Source organism: Ectopseudomonas chengduensis (assembly GCF_900102635.1).
Taxonomy (GTDB): domain Bacteria; phylum Pseudomonadota; class Gammaproteobacteria; order Pseudomonadales; family Pseudomonadaceae; genus Aquipseudomonas; species Aquipseudomonas chengduensis.
In genome coordinates, this window is record NZ_FMZQ01000010.1 from 11,913 (window position 1) to 29,584 (window position 17,672).

A 17,672-nucleotide genomic window follows, 5' to 3' on the forward strand; every position below is an offset into this window, starting at 1 on the left:
CAGGCAAACCCGGATTGCATCCGGGCTACGAGGGGCGGTTCAGCGCCGCTCCAGCAACACACCCGCTTCCATATGGTGGGTGTAGGGGAACTGGTCGAATAGCGCGCTGCGCGTCACCTTGTGGGTGTCGTTGAGCTGGGCGATGTTGGCGGCCAGGGTCTCCGGGTTGCAGGAGATATAGAGGATGCGCTCGAAGCGCCGGGTCAGCTCGCACGTGTCCGGGTCCATGCCGGCGCGCGGTGGGTCGACGAAGACGCTGCCGAACTCATAGCTCTTCAGGTCAATGCCGGCCAGGCGGCGGAACGGGCGCACCTCATTCAGCGCCTGGGTCAGCTCTTCGGCGGATAGGCGTACCAGCTCGACGTTGTCCACACCGTTGTCAGCCAGGTTGGCCAGGGCGGCGTTCACTGAGGTCTTGCTGATTTCGGTGGCCAGCACGCGGCGCACGCGGGTGGCCAGCGGCAGGGTGAAGTTGCCATTGCCGCAGTACAGTTCCAGCAGGTCGTCGTCGCGCTCGCCGAGTACGTCATAGGCCCAACCCAGCATCTTCTCGCAGACTCGGCCGTTGGGCTGAGTGAAGGCGCCTTCCGGCTGGCGATAGCGGAAGCTGCGTCCGGCCACGTTCAGTTCTTCTTCCACGTAATCGCGGCCGATCACCAGGCGCTGGCCACGGGAGCGGCCGACCAGGCTGACGTTCAGCTCGGTCGCCAGGCGTTCGGCCTCCGCCTGCCAGGCCTCGTCGAGCGGGCGGTGGTAGGCCAGGGTGATCAGCGCATCGCCGGCCAGGGTGGTGAGAAATTCCACCTGGAACAGTTTGAACGACAGCGCTTCGCTGGCCTGCCAGGCGGCACGCAGACGCGGCATCAGCTCGTTGATGCGCAGGCTGGCGATGGGGAAGTCGTCGAGCAGGATCGGCGTGTGTTTGTCGCCCGGCGCGAACATCGCGTAGTGGCGCTGGCCGTCTTCACGCCACAGGCGGAACTCGGCGCGCATGCGGTAGTGCTCGCGCGGCGAGTCGAACACCACAGGCTCCGGCGCGCCGAAGGGCGCCAGCAGTTCGACCAGGCGGGCCTTCTTCTCGGCGAGTTGGGCGTCGTAGGTGGCGGGGTCGAATGCGGGGCGGCTCATCGGTCACTCATGGGGGCAGGAAAACGGGGCGCCATTGTAGCGATTCCGTTGCTGGCGTGCCGTTGTCGTCGATCATTGGTGGCGCTGGACGCAGAGCGTCCCGGGGAGACGTTCCCACGCGGAGCGTGGGAACGATCATGATGAGCGCCGACGGTGGGCTGAAGCGGAACGCCGCCCGGCCCACCCTACTCAGAGTATCCAGGGCGCGGCGTAGGACGTACTTGCGAAGCAGCCGCGTAGGGTGGGCTTCAGCCCACCGATAACACTTCAGAACAGAGCCAGCGCAGCGTAGGGCGTACTCGCGAAGCAGTACGCCGGGTTGATCAGGCGAAGTAGGCCAGCTTGACCACGAACAAGGCCGAGAGCACCCACATCGCCGGGTTCAGTTCGCGCCAGCGCCCGGCCAGTACCTTGACCGCGGTCCAGGCGATGAAGCCGAACGCGATGCCGTTGGCGATGGAGAAAGTCAGCGGCATGGCCAGTGCGGCGACCACCACCGGGGCGGCGACGGTCAGGTCGTCCCAGTCGATCTGCGCCAGGCTGCTCATCATCAGCACGGCGACGAACAGCAGCGCAGGCGCGGTGGCATAGGCCGGTACGGCGCCAGCCAGGGGAGCGAAGAACAGGGCCAGGAGGAACAGCGCGGCGACCACGCAGGCAGTCAGGCCGGTACGCCCGCCGGTACTGATGCCGGCAGCGGATTCGATGTAGCTGGTGGTGGTGCTGGTGCCCAGCGCGGCGCCGGCCATGGTCGCGGTGCTGTCAGCCATCAGCGCGCGGCCCAGGCGCGGCATCTTGCCGTCCTTGTCCAGCAGGTTGGCCTTCTGCGCGACGCCGACCAGGGTGCCGGAGGTGTCGAACAGGTCGACGAAGAGAAAGGCGAAGATCACGCTGATCAGGCCGATATCCAGCGCGCCGGCAATGTCCAGCTGCAGCAGGGTCGGCATCAGCGACGGTGGCATCGACACCACGCCCTGCAGCTCGGACAGGCCGAAGACAATGGACAGGCCGGTGACCAGCAGAATGCCGATCATCACCGCGCCGGTGACCTTGCGATAGGCCAGCGCGGCGATGACGAAGAAGCCCAGGCAGGCCAGCAGCGCGCCGCCCTTGCTCATGTCGCCGAGGCCGACCAGGGTGGCCTGATGATCGACCACGATGCCGGCGTTCTTCAGTGCGATGATCGCCAGGAACAGGCCGATGCCGGCGGCGATACCGGCGCGCAGGGCCAGCGGGATGCTGTTGATGATCCACTCGCGGATCTTGAAGATCGACAGCAGGAAGAAGATCGCGCCGGAGAGGAATACTGCGCCCAGAGCGGTTTGCCAGCTGTAGCCCATGGTCATCACCACGGTGTAGGTGAAGAAGGCGTTGAGGCCCATGCCGGGCGCCAGAGCGATCGGGTAGTTGGCCAGCAGGCCCATGATCAACGAGCCGATGGCGCCAGCCAGGCAGGTGGCGACGAACACCGCGCCGTGGTCCATGCCAGTCTTGGCCAGCATTTCCGGGTTGACGAAGAGGATGTAGGCCATGGTCAGGAAGGTGGTGATCCCGGCCAGTACCTCGGTGCGCACCGTGGTGTTGTGGGCTTTGAGTTGGAACAGTCTTTCCAGCATGGTGGCTCCCCGAGGCGCGAGCGCGCCGAAATTGATCTGCACAAAGCAAAGCATATCCGTCCATGCAGGCTGGAAAATTGCTCGATCTGGCAAAAGCCGCGCATCATACCAGCAAGGTTTTGCCGGGTGAATTTACGGTCTGTCGTGTCTTTTTATGACCAGGTGGACAGTTTCATTTTCTGTCTGAAGGAGTGGTGAGATGAGCAAGCGAGCACTGATTGCAGTCGCCGATGGTGTCGAAGATCTCGAATGCGTGACGCTGATCGATGTGCTGCGCCGCGCCGATATCGAGGTACTGGTAGCGAGTATCGAAGAGCGCAGGATGATCACCTGCGCCCGTGGTACGCGTCTGACTGCAGACGCCATGCTGGTGGACGTGCTGGCACAGGACTTCGACCTGATCGTCCTGCCCGGAGGCATGCCGGGTGCACAGCATCTGGCTGACTTCGAGCCGCTGGCCGAGCGCGTACGCAAGCAGGCCAAGGCGGGCGAGCTGTTCGCCGCGATCTGCGCTGCGCCCGCGTTGGCCTTGCAGAGCTACGGGGTGCTCAGGCAGCGGCGCATGACCTGCTATCCGGCGTTCAGTGATCGACTGAGCGGTTGCACCTTCGTCGATGAGGCGGTGGTGGTCGATGGCAACTGCATTACCAGTCAGGGTCCGGGAACGGCGTTGGCGTTTGCCCTGACGCTGGTGGAGCAGTTGGTCGGACGCGGCACGCGCACCGAGGTGGCCAAGGCGATGCTGGTGTAGAGGGCGCAGCCTGACTCTGTAGCCCGGATGAAATCCGGGGCGCTGGCGATCATGTTCCCCGGATTGCATCCGGGCTACGCAAAGCGCCGGCCAAGACTCGTGGGCTAAAGCGGATCGCCGCCCGACCCACCCCACGAGCTGAAGCGCCCGCACGGGCTACGTCTCCCGGCTTTCCTGCTCCAGCAACCGCCGTTTGCGCTGCAGTCCCCAGCGGTAGCCGCTGAGGCTACCATCGCTGGCCACCACCCGATGACAGGGCAGCAGCAGGCCGATGGCATTGTTGGCGCAGGCACGGGCAATCGCCCTTGGGTGACTGTGCAGTTGTCCGGCCAGATAGGCGTAGCTGCGGGTCTCGCCGCTGGGAATGTTCTGCAGCGCCTGCCAGACCCGTTGCTGAAAGGCCGTGCCGCGAATGTCCAGGGGCAGATGGGCGGCTCGCTCGGGTTCTTCGAGTTGCTCCAGCACCTGCTGCAGCCAGCTGCGCAGACCCTGTTCATCTTCTTCGAGCTGGGCGGCGGCGAAGCGCTGTTGCAGCTCGCTACGTAGTGCTGCCGGCTCATCGCCAAACAGCAGAGCGCAAACGCCCTTGTCGCTGGTGGCCAGCAGCACCTGGCCGAGCGGGCAGGGGGCGATGCTGTAACGCAGGCGCTCGCCGGCGCCACGTTGACGGCGCTGAGCGGGGCTCATGGCCTGGGGCTTTTCATACAGCGCGCGGGTGCCGGAATAGCCAGCAGCCAGGGCGGCCTCGAGCACGTTGTCTGCCTCTGGCAATTGAGCATCCAGGCGTTGGCGGCGCTGCGCAGCGGCCCAGGCATTGGGCGTCATCCCGGTGCGCGCCTTGAACGCCCGGGCCAGATGCGATGGCGACAGGCCGATGCGTGCCGCCAGCTGTGGCAGCGTCAGGCGTTGCTCGCCACTTAGAAGTGCACAGGCGGCCGCGACCAGCGCGTCGAGTTGCTGCGCTGGGCTTTGCCCCTGCGGTGAGCAGCGCTTGCACGGGCGAAAGCCGGCAGCCTCGGCACTGGCTGCATCGGCATGGAAGCTGACGTTGTCGCGCCGTGGCCGCCGCGCAGGGCAGTTCGGCCGGCAGTAAATGCCGGTGCTGCGTACGGTGAAAACGAAGCGCCCGTCGAACGCCTCATCACGTTCGCAGACGGCCTGCCAACAGCGTTCCTGGTCAAGCATGGAGCAGCCCTTCTGCTGACGATCTTGCTGACGATTGTCGACTGCGTTCACCGCTCTGCCAATCCGCATTGCACTTTCAAAGCCCTGTCGAGGTCATTTGTACGACGGCCTGAGCGCAAATGCGGCCCAGCGCCTTTAATGATGGATAGGCAAGTGCCAACGGAGATCGCCATGCGCGGGATGCTCGATAGGCCGGAGCAGGAACTGATTCTGGTTGTGGAGGATGCAGTCGACGCGCGCCAGCGCCTCGGCGCGCTGTTGGCCGACCGCTACCAGGTAAGGCTGGTTGGCAGCGAGGAGGCGCTGCACGCTGCCAGGTCGCGACCGCAGCCAGACCTGATTCTGCTGGGCTGGCAGGACGACTACGCGCTCTGTCGCGGGCTCAGGACCGATCCGCAGACCCGCCATATCCCGCTGATCCTGGTCACCGGCCGCAGCGATGCCGCCGACGAGCAGTTGGGCTTCGACCTCGGCGCTGCCGACTACATCACCAAACCGGTCAGTGCGCCCATCGTGCTCGCGCGTGTTCGAGCGCAGCTGCAGCTCAAGGCGGCCACCGATTACCTGCGTGACAAGAGCGAGTATCTGGAACTCGAGGTCAAGCGCCGTACGCGCGATATCCAGAATCTGCAGGATGTCACCATCGAGGCCATGGCCAGCGTTGCCGTCATGCGTGACAACCCGAGCAGTCGTCGCCTGGAGCGTATCGAACGCTACATGACCTGTCTGACCGCTGCGTTAGCGCGGCAGCAGCCGGCCTTGTCGGAGTCTCTGAACGAGGAGCGCATCGCCCAGTTGGGCAAGTCGGCCATGCTGCATGTGATCGACCGACTGACCCTGCCGGATCGCGTGCTGCTCAACCATGGCGAGCCGGATGAAAATGACCTGCGCCTGCTGAGCGAGGGGGTGATCGCCGGCCGGGATGCATTGGAGCGAGCCGAGCGCAAGCTGGGCAGCGTCACCAACTTTCTCTCCGATGCCAAGGATATCGTCTACGGCCAGCATGAGCGCTGGGACGGCAAAGGCTATCCACAGGGGCTGCTCGGCGAGCAGATTCCGCTTTCGGCGCGGCTGATGGCGCTGGTGGGGCACTTCGAAGAGCTGAGCTGCCGGCATCCCTACCTGCCGCCCATCAGCCCGGCGCAGGCGGTGGCGCAGATCAGCGCGGCCAGCGGTACACGCTTCGACCCCATGGTGGTGCTAGCCTTCGTCGAAGCCACGACGGAGTTCCTGCATATCGCCGAAACCCTGGCCGACGACGCCGCCGCGGTCGGCGTGGAGTTGCAGCGGCTGGAGGACTCGCTGGCCGAAAGCATCGAGTTGACGCTGCCGCCGACCTCCTGACGCACCGCTGCACCACGTCTGCCGTGCACGACCGATTCGACCCACGGCACCCTAGTGTCGCGACACGGATGATCTGTCGCTGCCTTGAACCGTGGGAGGGGCTTCAGCCGCGACGCTTTTGGCGCATTCAAAGTCGCTCGCGGCTAAAGCCCCTCCCACGAAAGCCGGACGCTGAACCGATACTCCATGGTTGACGAGACACTAGCGACCTGCGTGGCCCTTGCAGGGGTCAATCGATGATCCGCTCCACATGATGACAGGCCACCTGCCGCGCATCGATCAGGCGCAGCTCAGGGCGTTCGCCGCGGCAGCGTTCGTCGGCATGCGGGCAGCGCTTGTGGAAGGCGCAGCCGGATGGCGGGTTCAGCGGATTGGGCAACTCGCCGCTGATCTTCATCCGAGGCTTGTCCGGATCGGGATGAATCGCCGGCGTCGCCGACAGCAGGGCACGGGTGTAGGGGTGCAGCGGGCGGGCGTAGAGCGCCTCGGCCGCGCCCATCTCCACCGGGCGGCCGAGGTACATCACCAGCACGTCGTCGGCGACATGACGCACCACGGCGAGGTTGTGCGAGATGAACACGTAGCCGGTCTGGTACTGCTCCTGCAGGTCCATGAACAGGTTGAGCACCTGCGCCTGGATCGACACGTCCAGCGCCGAGGTCGGTTCGTCCGCCACCAGCACCTTGGGCTGCAGCATCATGGCGCGGGCCAGGGCGATGCGCTGGCGCTGACCGCCGGAGAACATGTGCGGGTAGCGCTGGTAGTGCTCGGGGCGCAGCCCCACCTGCTGCATCATCGCCTGCACCTTCTCACGGCGTTCGGCACGCGACAGGTTGGTGTTGATCAGCAGCGGTTCGGCCAGTTGGTCACCGATCTTCTGCCTCGGGTTGAGCGAGGCGTAGGGGTTCTGGAACACCATCTGCACGTCGCGGCGCAGTTGTTTGCGCTCGGCATGGCTGGCGCCGGCCACTTCCCGTCCGGCGATCTGCAGGCTACCGGCGCTGGGCTCTTCGATCAGGGTCAGGGCGCGGGCCAGGGTGGACTTGCCGCAGCCGGACTCGCCAACCACCGCCAGGGTCCTGCCTGACTCCAGCGTGAACGACACGCCGTTGAGCGCCTGCACCAAGGCTGCCGGTTTGAACAGGCCGCGCGAGACGCTGTAGTGGCGGGTCAGCTCACGGGCTTGAAGTACGGTGCTCATCAGGCCACCTCCGCCGCGGGTACAAGAGGAAAGAAGCAGCGCGCGGCGCCTCGCTCGTGTGCGTCCAGGGTTGGGCGCTCGTCGCGGCAACGCGGCTGCACGTACGGGCAGCGTGGCGACAGCAGGCAGCCCTGTGGGCGGTCATAACGGCCGGGCACGATACCGGGCAGGGTCGCCAGGCGGTGGGCGCCGGCGCTGTGTTCGGGGATCGCCTTGAGCAAGGCTTCGGTATAGGGATGACTGGGGGCGTCGAACAGAGCCGGCACCTGGCCCAGCTCCACCGCTTGCCCGGCGTACATCACGCAGACGCGCTGAGCGGTTTCAGCCACCACGGCCAGGTCGTGGGTGATCAGCACCAGGGCCATGCCCTGGTCGCGCTGCAGATCCAGCAGCAGCTCCATGATCTGCGCCTGGATGGTCACGTCCAGCGCGGTGGTGGGTTCGTCGGCGATCAGCAGCTTGGGCTCGGCGGCAATCGCCATGGCGATTGCCACGCGCTGGCTCATGCCACCGGAGAGCTGATGCGGGTAGGCATCGAGGCGACTGGCGGCGCCGGGTATCTCGACCCTTTCGAGCAGCTCCAGGGCGCGAGCGCGCGCCGCTTTGCCTTTCAGGCCGAGGTGCTGATGCAACACTTCCTCGATCTGGAAGCCTACGGTGTAGCTGGGGTTGAGCGCGGTCATCGGGTCCTGGAAGACCATGGACAGGTCCTTGCCGACGATACGCCGACGCTGCCGACCTTTCAGACGCAGCATGTCGGTGCTGTCGAACTGCATGCAATCGGCCTGGACGATGCCGGGTGCGTCGATCAGGCCCATCAGCGCCATCATGGTCACCGACTTGCCAGAGCCGGACTCGCCGACGATGGCCAGCACTTCACCTTTTTCCACACTCAGATCGAGCCCGTCGACCACCGGCACGGCGTCGGCCGCGCCGAAACGTACGGAGAGGTTGCGGATATCCAGCAGACTCATCGGGTGCCCTCCGTGCGTAGGATGGACGATGCTTCTCCCGTCCACGCTGCGCAGCTGTGGTGCGCCATGCGCACCGAGATCATCTTGTGCATATGGGCCTCCTCAGATGGCGTTCTTCAGTTTCGGATCGAGGGCATCGCGCAGGCCGTCACCCATCAGGTTGATCGCCAGCACGCTGAGCAGAATCGCCAGGCCAGGCAGGGTCACCACCCACCAAGCGCGTTCGATGTAGTCGCGCGCCGAGGCCAGCATGGTGCCCCACTCGGGTGTCGGCGGTTGTACGCCGAGGCCGAGAAAGCCTAGCGCGGCGGCGTCGAGAATCGCCGAGGAAAAGCTCAGGGTGGCCTGCACGATCAGCGGCGCCATGCAGTTGGGCAGCACGGTGAAGAACATCAGCCGGGGCAGGCTGGCGCCGGCCAGCTGCGCAGCGGTGACGTAGTCGCGGTTCAGCTCGCCCATCACGGCCGCGCGGGTCAGGCGTACGTAGGAGGGCAGCGAGACGATGGCGATGGCGAAAATGGTGTTGATCAGCCCTGGGCCGAGGATGGCGACGATGGCCACCGCCAGCAGCAGCGATGGCAGCGCCAGCATGATGTCCATCAGACGCATGATGCCGGGGCCGAGCAGACGCGGGAAAAACCCGGCGACCAGGCCCAGCAGGATGCCGGGAATCAGCGACAGCACCACCGAAGCCAGGCCGATCAGCAGCGACAGGCGTGCACCGTGGATCAGCCGCGAGAGCAGGTCACGGCCCAGCTCGTCGGTGCCGAGCAGGAAGCGCCACTGACCACCATCCAGCCAGACCGGCGGGGTGAGCAGGAAGTCGCGGTACTGCTCGCTGGGATGGTGCGGCGCGACCCAGGGGGCGAACAGCGCGCAGAACACCATCAGCAGCATGAAGCCGAGGCCACAGACGGCGCCCTTGTTATGGCTGAAGGCTTGCCAGAATTCTTTCAGCGGCGATGGGTAGAGCAGGCTCTGGTCGAGGCTGGTGGCTGCAGTCATGGGCATACCCCCTGGGTAGGGTGCGCTGTGCGCACCGATGGTTGGTCGCCGCTATTGGGGCGCACGGCCTGGGCGGCTCCGCGACACCCTAGGGTCTGTCGATTCATCACGCCTTCCTTACTTCTGATGGCGAATACGTGGATTGGCCAGGCCATAGAGGATGTCCACGGTGAAGTTGACCAGGATCACCAGGCAGGCGATCAGCAGGATGCCGTTCTGCACCACCGGGTAGTCGCGGGCGCCGATGGCTTCGATCAGCCACTTGCCGATGCCCGGCCAGGAGAAGATGGTTTCGGTCAGCACTGCGCCTGCCAGCAGGGCGCCGACCTGCAGGCCGAACACGGTCAGCACCGGGATCAAGGCATTGCGCAGGCCATGCACGAAGACCACGCGCGTCGGCGACAGGCCCTTGGCGCGTGCGGTGCGGATGTAGTCCTCGCGCAGCACTTCGAGCATGGCCGAGCGGGTCATCCGCGCGATCACCGCCAGCGGAATGGTGCCGAGCACGATGGCCGGCAGGATCAGATGGCGCAGGGCATCGACGAAGGCACCTTGCTCTTCGGAAAGCAGGGTGTCGATCAGCATGAAGCCGGTGACCGGTGGAATGTCGTAGAGCAGGTCGATGCGCCCGGATACTGGCGTCCAGCCCAGGCCCACCGAGAAGAACATGATCAGCAGCAGGCCCCACCAGAAGATCGGCATCGAATAGCCGGTCAGCGAGATGCCCATCACCCCGTGGTCGAACAGCGAGCCGCGCTTGAGTGCAGCGATTACCCCGGCGATCACGCCGAGGGTGCCGGCGAACAGCAAGGCAGCCAGTGCCAGTTCGACGGTGGCGGGAAACAGGGTGAGAAACTCTTTCCACACGCTTTCACGCGAGCGCAGCGATTCGCCCAGGTTGCCGCTGGCGAGCTGGCCGATGTAGTCGAAATACTGCGCATACAGGGGCTTGTTCAGCCCCAGGCGCTCCATGGCCTGAGCGTGCATTTCCGGATCGACGCGACGCTCGCCCATCATTACCTCGACCGGGTCACCGGGGATCAGGCGGATCAGCGCGAAGGTCAGCAGGGTGACGCCGAAGAAGGTGGGGATCAGCAAGCCCAGGCGGCGTGCAATGAAGCTCAGCATGGCGGTGGGTAACTCCTCATCAGAACGGTATCGAGCAGCCTGGAAATCTGGCGATTCCTTCGAGCATGTTGCAGGTTAGCTGTTCGATCACGACATGCCCCGGGCGTTTGCCCGGGGCGTCGTTCAACGGCGGTCGCGCAGCGGCGGTCGCGCAACGGGCTATCAGTTGTTGCTGACACCGATGAAGCTGTTGCGCCCGAAGGGACTGATCTGGAAGCCTTCGACGCTGGTGCGCATCGGTTGGTAGACCGTGGAGTGAGCGATCGGCGTGATCGGCACTTCGCGCTTGAGAACGACCTGGGCCTGACGATACAGCTCGCTGCGTTGCTCCTGGTCGGTGACGCGCTTGGCGGCGACCACCAGCTTGTCGTATTCGCTGTCGCACCACTTGGAGAAGTTGTTGCCGTCTACCGAGGCGCAGCCGTACAGGGTGCCGAGCCAGTTGTCCGGGTCACCGTTGTCGCCGGTCCAGCCGATCAGCATGGCGTCGTGTTCACCGGCATGGGCGCGCTTGATGTACTCGCCCCATTCGTAGCTGACGATGCGCGCCTTGATGCCGACCTTGGCCCAGTCGTTCTGCAGCATCTCGGCCATCAGCCGCGCATTGGGGTTGTAGGGCCGCTGCACAGGCATGGCCCACAGGGTGATTTCGGTACCTTCCTTCACGCCGGCGGCCTTGAGCAGCTCCTTGGCTTTCTCCGGGTCGTAGGCGGCATCCTTGATCGACTCGTCGTAGGACCACTGGGTCGGTGGCATGCCGTTCACGGCCAGTTGGCCGGCACCCTGGTACACGGCGTCGATGATCGCCGCCTTGTTCACGGCCATGTCCAGCGCCTGGCGCACTTCGCGTTTGTCGAACGGCGCGCGGGTGACGTTGTAGGCGATGTAGCCGACGTTGTAGCCAGGCTCGGTCGGTACATTGAGATTCTTGTCGGCCTGCAGACTCTGCAGGTCGGCAGGGCGCGGGTTGAGGGTGACGTGGCATTCACCGGCGCGCAGCTTCTGGGCGCGCACCGAGGCGTCGGTATTGATGGAGAAGATCAGGTTGTCGATCTTCACCTGCTCCGGGGCCCAGTACTGGGTGTTGCCCTTGAAGCGGATCACCGCGTCCTTCTGATAGCGGCTGAACACGAACGGGCCGGTGCCGATGGGCTTCTGGTTGATCTCGGCGGCCTTGCCGGCCTTGAGCAACTGGTCGGCGTATTCGGCCGAATGTATCGCGGCAAAGTTCATCGCCAGGTTCTGCACGAAGGCGGCGTCGACGGCATTGAGGGTGAAGACCACGGTCATGTCGTCGGTCTTCTCGATCTTGGCGATGTTCTTGTCCAGGCCCATGTCGGTGAAGTAGGGAAACTCGCTGGGATAGGCCTGGCGGAACGGGTGGTTGCGATCGAGCATGCGCTGATAGGTGAACAGCACATCGTCGGCGTTGAAGTCGCGAGTCGGCTTGAAGTAGTCGGTGGTGTGGAACTTGACCCCTTCGCGCAAGTGGAAGGTATAGGTCAGGCCGTCTTCGCTGATGTCCCAGGAGGTAGCCAGCGATGGTTGTGCCTTGGTGCCGCCGCGCTCGAATTCGGCGAGGCGGTTGAAGATGGTTTCCGAGGCCGCATCGAAGTCGGTACCGGTGGTGTACTGGCCGGGGTCGAAACCGCCCGGGCTGCCCTCGGAGCAATACACCAGGTTGCTGGCGTGGGCGAACGAAGCACTGGTGAGCAGTCCTGCGGTAAGCAGGGCCTTGCACAGGGGAGACATACGCATGCGAACCTCTTTTTTCTTTTTGTTCGCGCCTCGGTGCAGCGCGAGCTCGGTATGCGGTGAAGGCGGGTAGCCCACCGGGTCGGGCTCGAAATTAAGTCATGCTGAAATTGCGGTCAACAAAAATTAAGCAGCACTAACATTGCGCATATTCGCCCTGAATTGGGGCAAAAAATCACTCGCTGGCGGGGTGATCGCCGAAAAGCGCCATGGTGGTCATGGTCAGCACTTCGGCCGGGGCATCGGCGGTATTGGCCAGGCGATGCAGCTTGCCGGCATCGAAATGCACCGAGTCGCCGGGGCCGAGGGGGTAGTCGCGACCCTCGATGGTGTAGACGATCTGCCCGCTGAGCACGTAGGAGAATTCCACGCCTTCATGCGCGATCAGTTCAGACTGATAGCCCACCGGAATGTTCATCTTCACCGCATTGATCGAGTTACCGGGAAATGAACTGGACAGGCGCTCGTAGGCCAGCAGCTGGCCGCCTACGGTGTAGCGCACCCGCTCGTTGACGTGAGAATCCGGCTGCGCCTGGGTGGGCTGATCGAACAACACGTTGAGCGGTACATCGAGCGACTTGGCGATGCTCGCCAGCGACGATAGCGATACGCCGGTCAGGTTGCGTTCTGCCTGGGACAGGAAGCTGGCGGTCAGGCCGGCGTCTGCGGCTACCTGATTGAGGGTCTTGCCGGCGGCCCGCCGGTAGCGGCGCAAGCGTTCGCCAATGCGATCTGCGGTCATGGAGGTGGCTCGCTGTTCGGGTCAGCGCAGTATACCCATGAGGTGCCAGGACTTCAGCCCGATGCGGGCGGGGCTTTTTAAGTCCAGCTGAAAAAAGCTTTGACCGAAATTTAAGTTGCACTTAAATTTTGCCGCAACGAATTGCCCGGTGACGATGTTCGTCGTGGGCGCCAGACGAGGATGCGCAGATGACATTGGGAGTGGGCGGCAGCACGCCGGAGCAGGCCTTGGCGCGCCTGCAGAACATGATGGCCGGCGCGCAGCCGATCACTGAGTCTGAATTCCAGACGCGCATCGCCCGCGCTCAGGCGTTGATGCGCGAGCAGGATATCGCCGCGCTGTTTCTGGCTGCCGGCAGCAACCTGCAGTACTTCACCGGTGTGCAGTGGCATCCCAGCGAACGTATGGTCGGTGCGATTCTGCCGGCCAGCGGCGCACTGGAGTATCTGGCTCCGGCGTTCGAGGAAGGCACGGTACGCGACTTTCAGGTGGTGCCCGGCGTGATCAATACCTGGCAAGAGCACGAAAACCCCTATGCGCTGCTTCTGGAGTGCCTGAAACGCCTGGGAATATTGCCCAATGATGGTGCGCAGCCGAAGGTAGGTCTCTGTTCTTCTTTGCCTTTTTTCATGTTTGAAGGCATTCGCCAACTGACCAGCGGTTATCGCTTCGTCGATGCCGGCGGCATCACCACGGCCTGTCGCCAATGCAAATCGCCAGCCGAAATCGCCCTGATGCAGCGCGCCAAGGACATGACTTTGGAAGTGCACAAGGCGGTGGCGAGCATCCTCCATGAAGGTATCAGCACCACCGAAGTTGCCGAGTTCATCCACCAGGCGCACCGCCGTGTCGGTGCGCCTGGCTCGATTTTCTGCATCGTGCTGTTCGGCGCAGCCAGTGCCTTTCCGCATGGGGTCAAGCATGCGCAGCGGCTCAAGGACGGCGACATGGTGCTGATCGACACCGGCTGCAAGGTGCACAGTTACCTGTCGGATATCACCCGTAGCTACGTTTTCGGTACGCCCAGCGCGCGCCAGCGCGACTTCTGGAACAAGGAAAAAGCCGCGCAGCAGGCGGCGTTCGAGGCAGCCACCCTGGGGGCGCCCTGTTCGTCGGTGGACGCGGCGGCGCGGCGTAGCCTGGAGGCGGCAGGGCTTGGGCCTGGTTACAGCTTGCCTGGCCTGCCGCATCGTACGGGGCACGGCATCGGCCTGGACATTCACGAGGGGCCCTATCTGGTCGGCGGCGATGACACCCCGCTGGCCGAGGGCATGTGCTTCAGCAATGAGCCGATGATATGTGTGCCGGGCGAGTTTGGTATCCGTCTCGAGGATCACTTCTACATGACCGCCGACGGCCCGCGCTGGTTTACCCAGCCCAGTCATTCGGTGGACGACCCCTTCGGTCTGGGTGCCTAACCGCGCCCAAGTCTGACTCGGACGCGCTGTCCATCAGGGATCGAACCGTGGTCGTTCATGGCACGTTCACCCTGGAATAGTTGTTCGAGCCCATCGGGCTGAGCACGAAGCCTTCGACACCCTTGCGCAGCGCTGCGAACTGCTTGGGGTGGGCGAGGGCAATCCACGGCGCCTGCTCATGGAAGATCGCCAGGGCCTGGCGATACAGCGCGGCGCGTTTGCTCTGCTCGGGCTCGCGGCGGGCCTGGGTGATCAGAGCATCGAAGGCCTTGTCGCACCAGCCCGCCTGGTTCTCGCCGCTTTCGGCCGCGGCGCAGGACAGGTTGGGGGTGAGGAAGTTGTCCGGGTCGCCGTTGTCGCCGGCCCAGCCCATGAACACCAGGTCGTGCTCGCCGTTCTTGGCACGCTTGATCAACTCACCCCACTCGAACACGCGAATGTCGCTGCGAATGCCGATGGCGGCGAGATCGGCCTGCAGCATCTGCGCGCCGATACCGGGGTTGGGGTTGGTCGGCCCGCCACCGGGGCGGGTCCAGATCGACAGGGCGAAGCCATCGGCGTGACCGGCCTCGGTCAGCAGTTGGCGGGCCCGCTCGGGATCGTGTGGCCAGTCCTGCAGCGTTTCGTCTTGGCCCCACAGGGTGGCCGGGTAGGGCGCCACCGCCGGCGTGGCATTGCCTTCGCCATATTGCGCACGGATGTAGGCGGCCTTGTCGAACGCCAGGTTCAACGCCTGGCGCACGCGTACGTCGTCCAGCGGTGGGTGGCGGGTGTTGATGCCGATATAGGCGGTCAGCAGCGAATCCAGCTCCAGCACCTGCAGTTGCGGGTCGGCCTTGAGCGCCGGGATGTCCACTGGACGCGGGTAGAGGGCGATCTGACAGTCGCCGGCCTTGAGCCGTTGCTGGCGCACGTTGGGCTCGGGGGTGATGGCCAGTATCAGGCGCTCGACCTTCGGCGCGCCGCCCCAGTAATCCGGGTTGCCGCGAAAGCGTACCTGGGCGTCCTTGGCGTAACGCTCGAAGATGAAAGGGCCGGTGCCGATGGGCACGTTGTTCAGCCGCTCCGGGGTACCTGCCGCGAGCAGATGGTCGGCGTATTCGGCCGAATAGATGGAGGCGAAGCCCATGGCCAGGTTGGCCAGGAAGGGTGCCTCCGGGTGTTTGAGGACGAAGCGCACGCGGTGTTCGTCGAGCTTTTCCACGCGCTCGATCAACTGCGCCAGGCCCATGGCCTCGGCATAGGGGAAACCGCGCAGCGACAGCTTGTGCCAGGGGTGAGCCGGATCGAGCTGGCGCTGGAAGCTCCACAGCACGTCGTCGGCGTTGAATGTGCGGCTTGGCGTGAAATCCCTGTTAGCGTGGAATTTCACCCCCTTGCGCAAGGTGAAGGTGTAGCTCAGGCCGTCATCGGCTATTTCCCAGCTTTCTGCCAATGCCGGGACGATTTCGGTGCTGCCAGGGGCGAAGGCCACCAGGCGTTCGAACAGGGTTTCCGCCGTGGCATCGGCGGTGGTGGCTGCGGTGTATTGAACGATGTCGAACCCTTCCGGGCTGGCTTCGCTGCAGACCACCAGGTTGGCCGACTGGGCCTGAGCAGCGAGCAGCGCGGCAAACAGCAGACCGCCGCGCAGTAGGGGCAAGGTAGGCATGGTGACTCCTGGTTGAACGTCCTGCAATCGGCGCCCCTTTCAGGGCGCCGATGCAGCTTGTTACTTGCCGATACCTACACCATAGAACGAGTTGATGCCGAACGGGCTGATGCGGAAGTCCTGCACTTCCTTGCGCATCGGCTGGTACACGGTGGAGTGGGCCAGCGGGGTGATCGGCACCTCACGCTTGAGGATCACCTGCGCCTGCTTGTACAGCTCGGTGCGTTCGGTCACGTCGGTGGTGCGCTTGGCGGCCTTGACCAGTTTGTCGTAGTCCTCGAAGCACCATTTGGAGAAGTTGTTGCCGTCGACCGCGTCGCAGCCGTAGAGGGTACCGAGCCAGTTGTCCGGGTCACCGTTGTCGCCGCTCCAGCCGATCAGCATGGCGTCGTGTTCGCCAGCCTTGGCGCGCTTGAGGTACTCGCCCCATTCGTAGGTGACGATGCGTGCCTTGATGCCGATCTTGGCCCAGTCGGCCTGCAGCATTTCGGCGATCTGCCTGGCGTTGGGGTTGTACGGGCGCTGTACCGGCATGGCCCACAAGGTGATCTCGGTACCTTCCTTGACGCCGGCGGCCTTGAGCAGCTCCTTGGCCTTTTCCGGGTCGAAGGCCGGGTCCTTGATGTCTTCGTTATACGACCACTGGGTCGGCGGCATGCCGTTGACCGCGAGCTGCCCGGCATTCTGGTAAACGGCGTCGAGAATCGCCTGCTTGTTCACCGCCATGTCCAGCGCCTGGCGCACTTCCAGTTTGTCGAACGGCGGGTGGGTGACGTTGTAGGCGATGTAACCAACGTTGAAGCCGGCCTGCTCGGGCATCTGCAACTTGGCGTCCTGTTGCAGCGAGGCGATATCGGCCGGGCGCGGGAACAGGGTGACGTGGCATTCGCCGGCACGCAGTTTCTGCATGCGCACGGATGAGTCGGTATTGATGGCGAAGATCAGGTTGTCGATCTTCACGTCATCGGGCTTCCAGTAGTCCTGGTTGCCCTTGTAACGGATCACCGCGTCCTTCTGGTAGCGGCTGAATACGAAGGGGCCGGTACCGACAGGCTTCTGGTTGATGTCGGCGGCCTTGCCAGCCTTGAGCAACTGGTCGGCGTACTCGGCGGACTGGATCGAGGCGAAGCTCATCGCCAGGTTCTGCACGAAGGCTGCGTCCACTTCGTTGAGGGTGAAGCGCACGATCAGGTCATCGAGCTTCTCCAGCTTGGCAATATTGCTGTCCATGCCCATGTCGGTGAAGTAGGGAAACTCGGTGGGGTACGCCTTGCGGAACGGGTGGTCCTTGTCGAGCATGCGGCCGAAGGTGAACAGCACGTCGTCGGCGTTGAATTCGCGGCTGGGCTTGAAGTATTCGGTGGTGTGGAATTTCACCCCGGGGCGCAGCTTGAAGGTGTAGACCAGGCCATCCTCGGACACCTCCCAGCTTTGTGCCAGACCAGGCTCGACCTTGGTGCCGCCGCGTTCGAACTGGGTCAGGCGGTTGAAAATGGTTTCCGCGGCGGCGTCGAAATCGGTGCCGGTGGTGTACAGGCCGGGGTCGAAGCCGGCGGGGCTGCCTTCTGAGCAGAACACCAGGTTGGCGGCGCTGGCGAGGGGAGCGCTGGCGATCAGCCCAGCGGTAAGTAAAGCCTGGAGAATGGCGTTCTTGCGCATCTTGACCTCATCGTTGTTGTGGTTGTGGTCCTTGAGGAGCCTCTTGTGGAGACCACCGCCGAAACTATGCAGGCCTTGTGCCCGAGGCAAGAGGGGCGTTGTGCGGAAAATGGTT

The 17,672-nt window shown here is 64.3% G+C and carries 14 protein-coding genes; 3 read left to right on the forward strand and 11 right to left on the reverse strand.

Annotated features, from left to right (window positions below):
• Window positions 1-39: 39 nt before the first annotated feature.
• Together trmA and BLS08_RS15970 are read right to left on the reverse strand one after the other, a co-directional pair.
• On the reverse strand, window positions 40-1,128 hold the full coding sequence (gene trmA / locus BLS08_RS15965; RefSeq protein ID WP_017678888.1) for a tRNA (uridine(54)-C5)-methyltransferase TrmA: 1,089 nt from the start codon (window positions 1,126-1,128) through the stop codon (window positions 40-42).
• A gap of 323 nt (window positions 1,129-1,451) precedes the next feature.
• Window positions 1,452-2,744: an NCS2 family permease gene (locus BLS08_RS15970; RefSeq protein WP_017678889.1), complete on the reverse strand. Its 1,293-nt coding sequence runs from the start codon at window positions 2,742-2,744 to the stop codon at window positions 1,452-1,454.
• A gap of 199 nt (window positions 2,745-2,943) precedes the next feature.
• Here BLS08_RS15970 and BLS08_RS15975 point away from each other — a divergent pair, with 199 nt between their 5' ends.
• The gene (locus tag BLS08_RS15975; protein ID WP_017678890.1) at window positions 2,944-3,495 is read left to right on the forward strand and encodes a DJ-1 family glyoxalase III; all 552 of its coding nucleotides are present in this window, start codon (window positions 2,944-2,946) and stop codon (window positions 3,493-3,495) included.
• Between the two features lie 156 nt (window positions 3,496-3,651).
• On the opposite strand, the gene ada is transcribed toward BLS08_RS15975, so the two are convergent.
• Window positions 3,652-4,680 carry a bifunctional DNA-binding transcriptional regulator/O6-methylguanine-DNA methyltransferase Ada gene (ada, locus tag BLS08_RS15980; RefSeq protein WP_026088766.1) on the reverse strand — a complete coding sequence of 343 codons (1,029 nt, stop codon included), beginning with the start codon at window positions 4,678-4,680 and terminating at the stop codon, window positions 3,652-3,654.
• A 171-nt stretch (window positions 4,681-4,851) separates the two neighbouring features.
• Here ada and BLS08_RS15985 point away from each other — a divergent pair, with 171 nt between their 5' ends.
• Entirely contained in the window at window positions 4,852-6,024 is a 1,173-nt protein-coding gene (locus BLS08_RS15985; protein WP_017678892.1) for an HD domain-containing phosphohydrolase, read from the forward strand.
• A 229-nt stretch (window positions 6,025-6,253) separates the two neighbouring features.
• On the opposite strand, the gene BLS08_RS15990 is transcribed toward BLS08_RS15985, so the two are convergent.
• From BLS08_RS15990 to BLS08_RS16015, 6 genes are all read right to left on the reverse strand, one after another.
• On the reverse strand, window positions 6,254-7,225 hold the full coding sequence (locus BLS08_RS15990; protein ID WP_017678893.1) for a peptide ABC transporter ATP-binding protein: 972 nt from the start codon (window positions 7,223-7,225) through the stop codon (window positions 6,254-6,256).
• Complete coding sequence (locus BLS08_RS15995; RefSeq protein WP_017678894.1) at window positions 7,225-8,199, reverse strand: ABC transporter ATP-binding protein; 975 nt, start codon at window positions 8,197-8,199, stop codon at window positions 7,225-7,227. Before BLS08_RS15995 ends, BLS08_RS15990 begins: the two co-directional genes overlap by 1 nt.
• 102 nt (window positions 8,200-8,301) lie before the next feature.
• Window positions 8,302-9,204 (reverse strand): ABC transporter permease subunit, encoded by a 903-nt coding sequence (locus BLS08_RS16000; protein WP_004424851.1) that lies wholly within the window; start codon window positions 9,202-9,204, stop codon window positions 8,302-8,304.
• Window positions 9,205-9,321: 117 nt separating this feature from the next.
• The gene (locus BLS08_RS16005) at window positions 9,322-10,332 is read right to left on the reverse strand and encodes an ABC transporter permease subunit (RefSeq protein WP_055984019.1); all 1,011 of its coding nucleotides are present in this window, start codon (window positions 10,330-10,332) and stop codon (window positions 9,322-9,324) included.
• A gap of 162 nt (window positions 10,333-10,494) precedes the next feature.
• A complete protein-coding gene (locus BLS08_RS16010) occupies window positions 10,495-12,090 on the reverse strand; it encodes an ABC transporter substrate-binding protein (RefSeq protein WP_055984016.1) in 1,596 nt (531 codons plus the stop codon).
• A gap of 172 nt (window positions 12,091-12,262) precedes the next feature.
• A complete protein-coding gene (locus tag BLS08_RS16015; RefSeq protein WP_021488045.1) occupies window positions 12,263-12,829 on the reverse strand; it encodes a cupin domain-containing protein in 567 nt (188 codons plus the stop codon).
• Between the two features lie 188 nt (window positions 12,830-13,017).
• Between BLS08_RS16015 and BLS08_RS16020 the strand changes: the two genes are divergently transcribed.
• A complete protein-coding gene (locus BLS08_RS16020) occupies window positions 13,018-14,247 on the forward strand; it encodes a M24 family metallopeptidase (protein ID WP_055984014.1) in 1,230 nt (409 codons plus the stop codon).
• 55 nt (window positions 14,248-14,302) lie between these two features.
• On the opposite strand, the gene BLS08_RS16025 is transcribed toward BLS08_RS16020, so the two are convergent.
• Entirely contained in the window at window positions 14,303-15,898 is a 1,596-nt protein-coding gene (locus BLS08_RS16025) for an ABC transporter substrate-binding protein (protein WP_055984011.1), read from the reverse strand.
• 60 nt (window positions 15,899-15,958) lie between these two features.
• On the reverse strand, window positions 15,959-17,557 hold the full coding sequence (locus BLS08_RS16030) for an ABC transporter substrate-binding protein (protein ID WP_055984008.1): 1,599 nt from the start codon (window positions 17,555-17,557) through the stop codon (window positions 15,959-15,961).
• Window positions 17,558-17,672 lie beyond the last annotated feature (115 nt).